Origin of the sequence: Mycobacterium sp., assembly GCF_032162605.1 — a bacterium.
In the GTDB taxonomy this organism is placed as follows: Bacteria; Actinomycetota; Actinomycetes; order Mycobacteriales; family Mycobacteriaceae; genus Mycobacterium.
Map to the genome: position 1 here is coordinate 1 of NZ_JAVROT010000519.1, position 10,479 is coordinate 10,479.

The window sequence follows — 10,479 nt, forward strand, 5'->3', positions numbered from 1 at the left end:
TGCCTTAGGGTCCTGATTGGCCGGTGAAACCGTGCAGAAGTGGGCGATAGGGCTGGCGGACCTACTGGAAGTCGCGCGACTTGGACCTCACCCGCAGGTCGATCGGACTCATCCGGTCGGCCGTCACGGTGACCGCGCCCGTCGCGTTCTGTACGATGCCGCGGATCACCAGCGCCGATGCCGTCTGCGCCAGCTTGCGATGCCGCGCCCACACGCCCCTCGAGCACATCACGTTGACCATGCCCGTCTCGTCCTCGAGGTTCATGAACGTCACGCCCTGCGCGGTCGCGGGCCGCTGCCGGTGGGTCACCGCGCCTGCGACGAGCACCCGGGTGCCGTCCGGCACCGAAAGCAGCCGGTTGGCGGGGACGACGCCCACCTCGTCGAGATGCTCCCGGAGGAACTGGACGGGGTGACTGTCCGGCGAGACGCCGGTGGCCCAGACGTCGGCGGCCGCCAACTCGAGTTCGGTCATGCCGGGTAGGGACGGGACGCGCGAGGAGGAGCCGACACCGGGCAACCGGTCAGGACGTTCGGCTGCCGCTGCGCCCGCCGCCCACAGCGCCTCCCGCCGGGTGATCCCGAAACAGCCGAGTGCCCCCGCGGTGGCCAGCGCCTCGGTCTGCGGCACGGAGAGCTGCACCCTGCCGGCCAGATCAACTAGAGAAGTGAACGCGCCGTGGGTCTTTCGGTCATCGACGATCCGCTCGGCCAACTCCTCGCCGACGTGCCGGACCGCGCCGAGCCCCAGCCGCACCTCGAGGCCGCCGTTCTCCAGCGTCGCGTAGGACAGGCTGGCGTTGGCGTCGGGGCCGTGGACGAGCACACCGTGCCGACGGGCGTCGGCAACCAGCGACTGCGGCGAGTAGAAGCCCATCGGCTGCGCGCGCAGCAGGGCGGCGCAGAACACCGCGGGGTGGTGCAGCTTGAACCACGACGAATAGAACACCAGCGAGGCGAACGACAGTGAATGGCTTTCCGGGAAACCGAAGTTGGCGAACGCCTCCAGCTTCTCGTAGATACGGTCGGCGATCTCGCCGGTGATGCCGTGCCGCTCGCGCATGCCGTCGTAGAACCGGCCGCGCAGCCGCTTCATCTTCTCCGTGGACCGCTTGGAGCCCATCGCCCGGCGGAGCTGATCGGCCTCGGCGGCGGAGAAGCCAGCGCAGTCGACTGCCAACTGCATCAGCTGTTCCTGAAACAATGGTATTCCCAACGTCTTACGCAGCGCCTGCTCCATCGACGGGTGGTCGTAGGTGACCTCCTCCTCCTCGTTGCGGCGCCGGATGTAGGGGTGCACGGAGCCGCCCTGGATGGGCCCTGGCCGGATCAACGCCACCTCGACCACCAGGTCGTAGAACACCCTCGGCTTCAACCGGGGCAGCGTAGCCATCTGCGCGCGGGACTCCACCTGGAAGACCCCGACCGAGTCGGCGCGCTGCAGCATCTCGTACACCGCCTGCTCGGACAGGTCGAGCTTGGACAGATCGACCTCGAGGCCCTTGTGCTCGGCGGTCAGGTCGATGGCGTAGTGCAGCGCCGAGAGCATGCCCAGTCCGAGCAGGTCGAACTTCACCAAACCGATTGCTGCACAGTCGTCCTTGTCCCACTGCAGCACGCTGCGGTTCTCCATGCGCGCCCACTCCACCGGGCACACGTCGGCGATCGGCCGGTCGCAGATCACCATGCCGCCGGAGTGGATGCCCATGTGCCGCGGCAGGTCCTTGATCTGCAGCGCCAGCTCGATCACCTGCTTGGGAACCTCCTCGACGTCGGGTGAGTCAGCGAGCCCGTTCCACTTGCTGATCTGCTTGCTCCAGGCATCCTGCTGCCCCTGCGAGAACCCCAGCGCCCTGGCCATGTCACGGACCGCGCTGCGGCCGCGATAGGTGATGACGTTGGCGACCTGGGCGGCGTAATCGCGACCGTAGCGCTCATAGACGTACTGAATCGCCTTCTCGCGTAGGTCCGATTCGATGTCGATGTCGATGTCCGGCGGCCCGTCGCGCGCGGGCGACAGGAACCGCTCGAACAACAACTCGTTGGCAACCGGGTCGACGTTGGTGACGCCCAGCGCGTAACAGACTGCCGAATTGGCCGCCGATCCCCTGCCCTGGCACAGGATGTCGTTCTCCTTGCAGAACCGGGTGATGTCGTGCACCACCAGGAAGTAACCAGGGAAGGTCAGCTGCGCGATGACCCTCAGCTCGTGCTCGATCTGGGCGTATGCCCGCGGCGCGCGTTCCGGCGGCCCGTACCGGTTGCGCGCTCCGGTCATCACCAGGTGCCGCAGCCAGCTGTCCTCGGTGTGACCCTCCGGGACGTCGAACGGCGGCAGTTTCGGGGCGATGAGCGCCAGCCCGAACGCGCACTGTTCGCCGAGCTCGGCCGCAGCCGTCACCGCCCCTGGGTGGTGGGCGAACAGTCGTGCCATCTCCTCCCCCGACCGCAGGTGTGAACCACCCAGCGGCGGCAGCCAACCGGCCGCCTCGTCCATCGAGTTGCGCGCCCGGATGGCCCCCATCGCCATGGCCAACCTGCCGCGGGCGGGCTCGGCGAAGTGCGCCGCGGTGGTGGCGACGACGTTCAATCCGAATCGCGCCGCCAGTTCGGCGAGTGTGGCGTTGCGCTCGTCGTCGAGCGGGTGGCCGTGACGGGTGAGCTCCACGCTGACCCGCGAGCGCCCGAACCGGTCGACCAGGTCGGCGAGCGCAGCCTCGGCAGCCTCCGGACCGTCCGTCGACAGTGCTTGGCGCACATGGCCCTTGCGGCACCCGGTGAGGACGTGCCAGTGCCCACCCGCGGCCTCGGTCAGCCCGTCGAAGTCGTAGCGCGGCTTGCCCTTCTCGCCGCCGGCCAGATGAGCCTTCGCGAGCTCACGCGACAGCCGTCGATAACCCTCCGGTCCGCGCGCCAGCACCAGCAGGTGCGGCCCCGGCGGGTCGGGCTGCTCGGTGCGAGCGACGTTTCCCAGCGAGAGTTCGGCGCCGAACACCGTCTGCACGTCGAGCTCCCTGGCCGCCTCGGCGAACCGGACCACCCCGTACAGCCCGTCGTGGTCGGTCAGCGCGATGGCCCGCAGGTTCAGCCGGGCGGCCTCCTCGACGAGCTCCTCCGGCGTACTGGCCCCGTCGAGGAAGCTGTACGCCGAGTGCGCGTGCAGTTCGGCGTACGGCGTCGAGTTGTGAGCCGAGCCGCCCCGCTTCTGCTCCGGCGGTTCGTAGTTTCCGCGCTTGCGCGACCAGGCCGGACTGTCACCGCCGTCGCCGGTGGGCTCGGGAAGGCGCGAACCGGCACGGCGGGGCTTGCTGGTGAGCACGCGCTCCATCTCGCCCCAGTTCGGCGGTCCGCTGTGCCATCCCACCTCGACAGTCTATCGAACATGCGTTCGATATTCGATGCGATGATTTCCGACCGGCGATCGAGTCAACACTTCAGATGGAGAGTCCAACCCACGAGGAGACCGCAATGACGACACCCACGTCCACCAAGCCCCAGGTGGTCGACCAGGACACCTGGCGCGCCGCACTCGACGAGCTCCGCGCGCGAGAGAAGGCCGCCACCCGCGAACTGGATGCGATCGCCGCGCAGCGCCGCCGGCTGCCCATGGTGGAACTGCCGGAGTACACCCTGATCGGTGCGGATGGACCCGTCCGGTTGGCAGATGTCTTCGACGGCCACTCGCAGCTCATCGTCTACAACCACATGTGGTCCGACGGCGCCGAGTGGCAGTGCGGCGGCTGCACGGGGTTCACGTCACAGTTCACCCGGCTGGACTTCCTGGACAACTATGACGCCCGCTTCGTGATCGTTACCAACGGTCCGATCGGGGAGGCCCTCGCCTACAAGGCCAAGGTCGGCAACGCGATGGACTGGTACTCGTCGTCGGAGAGTTCGTTCGGCGCCGACGTCGGAGCAGCGCCGGGAACGGGGTTCGCCGTCAACGTGTTCCTTCGCGTAGCTGATTCGGCTGGGGACACCGTGTACCGCACGTGGCACACCGACGGCCGCGGCACCGAGCAACTCAGCCACAGTTTCGCGCTGATCGACCTCCTGCCGTGGGGCCGCCAGGAGGAGTGGCAAGACTCCCCCGACGGGTGGCCGCAGTCGTCGACCTACTCGAACTGGCTCGACTCACCAGACATCGCCAAGGCCTACGGGACCGGCTAGCGCAACAGGATGTCCTGCCCCCGTTCGGATTCCGGGCGCGGCCCGAAGTACCGGCGGTCGGTCTCGTCGATGGAGACGTCGTTGATGCTGGCCTCGCGTCGGCGCATCAGGCCGCGCTCGTCGAACTCCCAGAGCTCGTTGCCGTAGCTGCGGTACCACTGGCCCGCGATGTCGTGCCACTCGTACTGGAAGCGCACCGCGATCCGGTTCCCGTCGAAGCTCCACAGGCTCTTGCGAAGGACGTAGTCGAGTTCCCTCTCCCACTTCGCGGTGAGGAATTCGACGATTCCCGTTCGGCCCGTGATGAACTGGTCGCGATTGCGCCACACCGAGTCCTCGGTGTACGCCAGGCTGACCCGCTGCGGGTCACGGGTGTTCCACGCGTCCTCGGCAGCTTGGACCTTGACGATCGCGCTCTGGAGGTCGAAGGGCGGGACCGGCGGTTTGGCTTCGCTTGTCTGGGAGGTCACGGGACCGTCCTTCCGTGTCTGTGTCTGTGAGCAGTCCGCAGATTACCGGCGGATGATGACCATCATGACGCAGAGACTTGACGGCACGGTGGCATTGGTGACGGGCGCGAGCAGTGGCATCGGCGAGGCGACGGCCCTTGCCCTGGCCGCCGAGGGCGCGACCGTCGCACTGCTGGCCCGGCGAAGGGATCGGCTCGACGACCTCACCTCTCGGATCGGATCCGCGGGCGGCGCGGCGATTTCCGTGGAGGCCGACGTCTCCGACCAATCTCAAGCCGCGGCGGCGGTGGAGCGCGTGGTCTCAGAGCTCGGCAGGCTCGACACCGTGGTCAACAACGCCGGCCTGATGCTGATCGGTCCGGCCGCCGAGGCCGACCCGGCCGACTGGGACAAGATGCTGTCGGTGAACGTCCATGGCCTGCTCTACGTGACGCGAGCCGCCCTGCCGCACCTCGTCGCGGCCGCCGCGGACTCGCCGCGCGGTGTCGCCGACGTGGTCAACATCAGCTCGACCGCGGGCCGCGTCGCCCGGCCGGGTACCGCCGTCTACGCGCTCACGAAGTTCGGCGTCGGCGCCTTCTCGGAGGCCGTCCGACAAGAGGTGCTTGGCAAGCGGGTCCGCGTCGGCCTCGTCGAGCCGGGCACGGTGCAGACCGAGATCACGAACAACCTGCCCGCCGCCGACCGCGAGGCCATCGAGCAGCGCAGTCCGGGCATGGTGAAGCTCGAGCCCGACGACATCGCCGACGCCGTGACCTACATCGTGACGCGCGACCGTCGGGTCGCGGTCAACGAGATCCTGGTCCGGGCGGCCGAACAGACCTGGTAACTCCGGCTCTCCAGGCTGGCAGGATGCAGCCATGACACGACGGATCGCCGCGATCGTCCTGGCCGTCACGGCGGTCTCGCAACGTCCCTCGAGCCCCACGCCTCGGCTGCACCCGATGAGCAGATCACGCTGACCTTCATCCGCCACGGACAGTCGGCAGGCAACTCGTCCGGGTTCACCGACACGTCGACGCCGGGGCCCAGCCTCACCGACCTCGGCTGGGCCCAGGCGCATCGGGTTGCCGCCGACTTCGGGACGGCAGGCTTCGACGGCATGTTCGCGTCGTCGATGGTCCGGACCCAGCAGACGGCCGAATTCCTCGCCGACGAACTCCACGAACCCGTCGACGTCCTTCCCGGACTGAGGGAGATCGAAGCGGGCGACTACGAGGGCCGGCCCGAAGCGGCGGGCGCCGGTTTCTATGACGTCCTTCGGAAGTGGACCGACGGCGACCGCGCAGCGCGCATCCCCGGATCGATCGACGGCAACGAATTCGACGCCAGGTTCGACGACGCCGTCAAGACGATCTGCGACACCGGCGACCAGCACCCTGTCGCGTTCTCGCACGGCGGCGCGATCGCGCTGTGGACGCTGATGAACGCGCACAACGCCGACCCGGCCCTCCTAACGAAGCCCCTACCGAACACCGGTTACGTCGTGGTCCGCGGAAACGCCAGTGCGGGTTGGACTCTCGTCGACTGGAATGGCACCCGCGTCTAGGACGACGGACGTCAGTCCACGTACTCGACGGTGCCGTCCTCGAGAACGACGCGCAAGTTCGACCCGTCCGCTTCAGCCGCCTCGGTGCGGAACACCGCATGTCCGGACTCGGTGCGCCAGACCGACGTCGTCAGAGTCTCGCCGGGGAACACCGGCGAGGTGAACCGCGCGCCGACGGCCTTGATCTTCGTCGCGTCGTTGCCGCCGAGCTCGGCCACCAGCACCCGTCCGGCCACGCCGTAGGTGCACAGCCCGTGCAGGATCGGCTTCGGGAAGCCGGCGAGATTCTGCGCGAACCACGGATCGCTGTGCAGCGGGTTGCGGTCACCCGACAGGCGGTAGATCAGCGGCTGGTCCTCGGTGGTGGGCAGCGCCACCTTCGCGTCGGGCTCGCGGTCGGGAATCTGCGGCGCGACGGGCCGCTCCCCCGGCTGCCCGCCGAAGCCACCCTCCCCGCGGATGACGGCGGTCGAGACCGACTCCGCGACGACCTGACCGGTATCCGGGTCGGTGCCGGTGCCCTTGAAGACCAGGATCGCGTTCTTGCCCTCACCCTTGTCCTGGATGTCGACGACCTCCGAATGCACGTTCAGCCTGCCCGACGGTGGCAGTGGAGCGTGCAGACGAATCTGTTGCGAACCATGCAGCAGCATGCCGAAGTTGAAGCTGCCGACCTCGCCGACCGCACCCCACGCGGGGCACGCGATGACGGCGTAGGTCGGGAGCACCTGCTGCTCGACGTCGTGACTGTTCTCGGTCGTGAACGCCAGATCCTTGGTGCCAGCACCGACACCGAGCGCGTACAGCAGGGTGTCGCGCTCGGTCCATTCGAACGGTTGCGGCGCGGTCTTGGCACCGATGGCGTCGGGGTTGATCGGCATGCATTCTCCTTTGAAGGCGTTGGCGGCTCAGTTCGGACGATAGCGCGGCGAGTCCCTGCCCATCCCGATCGGGTCACACCTTGTTGACCTTCGCCGGGACAGGGGTGACCATGGCTCGCATGCGCTATGTCGTTACCGGCGGTACCGGGTTCATTGGCAGCCGTGTCGTGTCCGCCCTCGTCTCCCGCTCCGACGATCCCGAAGTGTGGATTCTGGTGCGGCGGGAGTCGCTGTCGCGGTTCGAACACCTCGCTCGCCAGTGGGGCGACCGGGTGAAACCGCTGGTCGGTGACCTCACTACACTGGGTCTGGGTCTCACCGACGAGACGCTCGCCGAACTCGGCAGCGTCGACCACGTGGTGCACTGTGGAGCGGTCTACGACGTCACCGCGCACGACGACGCCCAGCGCGCCGCCAACGTCGACGGCACCAGGGCCGTCATCGACCTGGCCCTGCGGATGGATGCGACGCTTCACCACGTGTCGTCCATCGCCGTGGCGGGCACGTTTCCCGGCGAGTACACCGAGCAGGACTTCGACGTCGCGCAGGACCTGCCGACGCCGTACCACCAGACCAAGTTCGAAGCCGAGATGCTGGTCCGCGCCGCGCAGGGACTGCGCTACCGCATCTACCGGCCCGCCGTCGTCGTCGGAGACTCCCGGACCGGCGAGATGGACAAGGTGGACGGTCCGTACTACTTCTTCGGCCTCCTGGCGAAACTGGCCGTGCTGCCCAGGTTCACCCCGATGATGCTGCCCGACACGGGCCGCACCAACGTCGTGCCGGTGGACTACGTCGCGGACGCTCTTGTCGCGCTAGTCCACTCCCCAGGGCGTGACGGCCAGACGTTTCATCTCACCGCACCGAAGTCGATTGGCCTCAAACACATCTACCGCGGCGTGGCGCGCGAAGCCGGGCTGCCGGACTTGCGCGCCGCCCTGCCCGGGTCGATGGCGACACCGTTCCTGAAGGCGACGGGACGCGCGAAGATCCTGCGCAACATGGCCGTCACCCAGCTCGGCATCCCCGCCGAGATCCTCGACGTCGTGGACCTCGCCCCGACGTTCACCTCGGAGAACACATTGGAAGCGCTGCGGGGCAGCGGGATACACGTCCCGGAGTTCTCGACCTACGCTCCGAAGCTGTGGAGATACTGGGCCGATCACCTCGACCCCGACCGAGCGCGCCGCAACGATCCCGCAGGCCCGCTGGTCAGCCGCCACGTCATCATCACGGGAGCGTCCAGTGGCATCGGCAGAGCATCGGCGATCGCCGTGGCCGAACGCGGCGCATGCGTGTTCGCGTTGGCACGCAACGCAGAAGCACTCGACGGCCTCGTCGGCGAGATCCGTGAATCCGGCGGTAGCGCCTACGCCTTCACGTGCGACGTCACCGATTCGGACTCGGTCGACCACACCGTCAAGGACATCCTCGGCCAGTTCGGTCACGTCGACTATCTGGTGAACAACGCGGGCCGCTCGATCCGCCGGTCGGTATCGGCGTCGACCGACCGGTTCCACGACTACGAACGCGTCATGGCGGTCAACTACTTCGGCTCGGTGCGGATGGTGCTCGCACTGCTCCCGCACTGGCGTGAGCGCCGCTTCGGACACGTCGTGAACGTGTCCAGCGCGGGCGTGCAGTCTCGCAGCCCGAAGTACAGCGCCTACATCCCGAGCAAGGCGGCGCTCGACGCGTTCGCCGAAGTGGTTGGAACCGAGACGCTTTCGGACCACATCACGTTCACCAGCATCCACATGCCGCTGGTGGAGACGCCGATGATCGCTCCGTCGCGCAAACTCAACCCGACGCCCGCGATCACCGCCGAGCACGCCGCCGCGATGGTGGTGCGCGGCCTGGTGGACAAGCCGGCGCGGATCGACACTCCGGTCGGCACGCTGGCCGACGTCGGGATGTACTTCACGCCGAAGCTGTCCCGCCGAGTGCTGCATCAGGTCTACCTCGGCTATCCGGATTCGGCGGCCGCCAGGGGTGTCGTGCCCGAGGCGGCGTTGCCAGCCGACCCCGAGCCGGCCCGGCGTCCGAAGCGACCGGTCCGCTCAGTAGCGGCGGCATTGCGGGTCCCCCGACCGCTCAAGCGCGCGGTGCGCATGGTGCCGGGTGTGCACTGGTAGTAGCCCGGACCTATCGTTGGCGGCGTGACAGGGTTGGTCTTGAGAGGCGAAAGCCCTACGGTACCGCTGCCCGTATTCGTCGACGTCGACACCGGGGTGGACGACGCGATGGCGCTGGCCTACTTGCTGGCCAGTGACGATGCCGAGATCGTCGGCATCGCCTCGACCGCGGGCAACGTGCCCGTCGACGCGGTCTGCGCCAACAACATGGGTCTGCTCGCACTGTGCGGGGCCACCGACATTCCGGTCTCCAGGGGCGTCGAGCGCCCGTTGGCCGCGCCGCTGCGCACCGCCGAGGACACCCACGGCCCAGAGGGGCTCGGGTACGCGCGACTGCCCGCCAGCGGCGGACGACTCACCGACTACGACGCAGCCACCGCCTGGGTACACGCGGCACGCGAACGTCCCGGCGAGCTGATCGGGCTGGTCACCGGGCCTCTGACCAACCTGGCGCTGGCCATGCGCATCGAACCGGGCCTGCCGAGGCTGTTGCGGCGGCTCGTCGTGATGGGTGGCGCGTTCGACTACCGCGGCAACACCACTCCCGTCGCCGAGTGGAACATCAGCGTCGACCCCGAGGCGGCCTCGGAGGTCTTCACCGTGTGGAGCGCGGCGTGGGGACTCGACAGGCCGACGCACCTCCCAATCATCTTGGGACTCAATCTCACCGAGAACGTCGCAATGACCCCCGCGATACTCAGCCGGCTCGCGGCCGCCGCTGGCTCCGCGACCACGCCGATGAGCGTTCTCGACGACCGCGGCGCCCGGTCGGCAGCATCCAACCCGCTGATCCGCGTTCTCGAGGACGCGATGCGCTTCTACTTCGAGTTCCACTTCGACCAGGGCGAGGGCTATCTCGCCCATATGCACGATCCGCTCGCCGCGGCCGTGGCGCTGGACCCCGATCTGGTCCTCTACCGGCGGGCGACCGTCGACGTCGAGCTGACCGGCACCCTGACCCGCGGCATGACGGTGGCCGACTGGCGCGGGCACTGGGGCCGACACCCCAACGCCAACATCGGCTTCGAGATAGACCCGGACGCATTCTTCGAGCGCTTCATCGCGCGGGTCGGGCCGTTCGCCGCAACGCTCGGCTGAGCGCTCAGTCGTCGGTCACAACGAGGGTGACGTCGATGTTACCGCGGGTCGCGTTGGAGTACGGGCAGACCTGGTGGTCCTTTTCGGTGAGCTGCTGCGCCGTGGCGTGGTCGACGTTGGGCAGGGTGATCTCCAGTTCCTCCGCCAAGCCGAAGCCGCCGTTGTCGAGCTGACCG

General features: G+C 68.2%; 9 protein-coding genes. 5 read left to right on the forward strand and 4 right to left on the reverse strand.

The window, feature by feature from the left end:
* Positions 1–61: 61 nt before the first annotated feature.
* Positions 62–3,364 (reverse strand): DNA polymerase III subunit alpha, encoded by a 3,303-nt coding sequence (locus tag QOI01_RS28705; RefSeq protein WP_526386538.1) that lies wholly within the window; start codon positions 3,362–3,364, stop codon positions 62–64.
* A gap of 104 nt (positions 3,365–3,468) precedes the next feature.
* Here QOI01_RS28705 and QOI01_RS28710 point away from each other — a divergent pair, with 104 nt between their 5' ends.
* Positions 3,469–4,170: a DUF899 domain-containing protein gene (locus QOI01_RS28710; protein WP_526386539.1), complete on the forward strand. Its 702-nt coding sequence runs from the start codon at positions 3,469–3,471 to the stop codon at positions 4,168–4,170.
* Here the strand turns inward: QOI01_RS28710 and QOI01_RS28715 are convergent.
* Positions 4,167–4,640, reverse strand: a complete 474-nt coding sequence (locus QOI01_RS28715) for a nuclear transport factor 2 family protein (RefSeq protein WP_526386540.1) — start codon at positions 4,638–4,640, stop codon at positions 4,167–4,169. The two genes, QOI01_RS28710 and QOI01_RS28715, sit on opposite strands and share 4 nt — an antisense overlap.
* Before the next feature lie 64 nt (positions 4,641–4,704).
* Between QOI01_RS28715 and QOI01_RS28720 the strand changes: the two genes are divergently transcribed.
* Both QOI01_RS28720 and QOI01_RS28725 read left to right on the forward strand, forming a co-directional pair.
* Positions 4,705–5,469, forward strand: a complete 765-nt coding sequence (locus QOI01_RS28720) for an SDR family NAD(P)-dependent oxidoreductase (RefSeq protein ID WP_526386541.1) — start codon at positions 4,705–4,707, stop codon at positions 5,467–5,469.
* 138 nt (positions 5,470–5,607) lie between these two features.
* On the forward strand, positions 5,608–6,189 hold the full coding sequence (locus tag QOI01_RS28725) for a histidine phosphatase family protein (RefSeq protein ID WP_526386544.1): 582 nt from the start codon (positions 5,608–5,610) through the stop codon (positions 6,187–6,189).
* An 11-nt stretch (positions 6,190–6,200) separates the two neighbouring features.
* On the opposite strand, the gene QOI01_RS28730 is transcribed toward QOI01_RS28725, so the two are convergent.
* Positions 6,201–7,070 carry a MaoC family dehydratase gene (locus QOI01_RS28730; RefSeq protein ID WP_526386542.1) on the reverse strand — a complete coding sequence of 290 codons (870 nt, stop codon included), beginning with the start codon at positions 7,068–7,070 and terminating at the stop codon, positions 6,201–6,203.
* A gap of 119 nt (positions 7,071–7,189) precedes the next feature.
* Between QOI01_RS28730 and QOI01_RS28735 the strand changes: the two genes are divergently transcribed.
* Together QOI01_RS28735 and QOI01_RS28740 are read left to right on the forward strand one after the other, a co-directional pair.
* Positions 7,190–9,205 carry an SDR family oxidoreductase gene (locus tag QOI01_RS28735; RefSeq protein WP_526386543.1) on the forward strand — a complete coding sequence of 672 codons (2,016 nt, stop codon included), beginning with the start codon at positions 7,190–7,192 and terminating at the stop codon, positions 9,203–9,205.
* A gap of 66 nt (positions 9,206–9,271) precedes the next feature.
* On the forward strand, positions 9,272–10,303 hold the full coding sequence (locus QOI01_RS28740; RefSeq protein ID WP_526386545.1) for a nucleoside hydrolase: 1,032 nt from the start codon (positions 9,272–9,274) through the stop codon (positions 10,301–10,303).
* A gap of 4 nt (positions 10,304–10,307) precedes the next feature.
* Here the strand turns inward: QOI01_RS28740 and QOI01_RS28745 are convergent.
* On the reverse strand, positions 10,308–10,479 hold a 172-nt coding region (locus QOI01_RS28745), incomplete at its 5' end, for an OsmC family protein (protein WP_526386546.1).

Bases quoted from the DNA above. Each gene is read 5' to 3' on its own strand.
- QOI01_RS28720 (WP_526386541.1), top strand. From the start codon at position 4,705: ATGACGCAGAGACTTGACGGCACGGTGGCATTGGTGACGGGCGCGAGC.
- QOI01_RS28730 (WP_526386542.1), bottom strand. From the start codon at position 7,070: ATGCCGATCAACCCCGACGCCATCGGTGCCAAGACCGCGCCGCAACCG.
- QOI01_RS28735 (WP_526386543.1), top strand. From the start codon at position 7,190: ATGCGCTATGTCGTTACCGGCGGTACCGGGTTCATTGGCAGCCGTGTC.
- QOI01_RS28710 (WP_526386539.1), top strand. From the start codon at position 3,469: ATGACGACACCCACGTCCACCAAGCCCCAGGTGGTCGACCAGGACACC.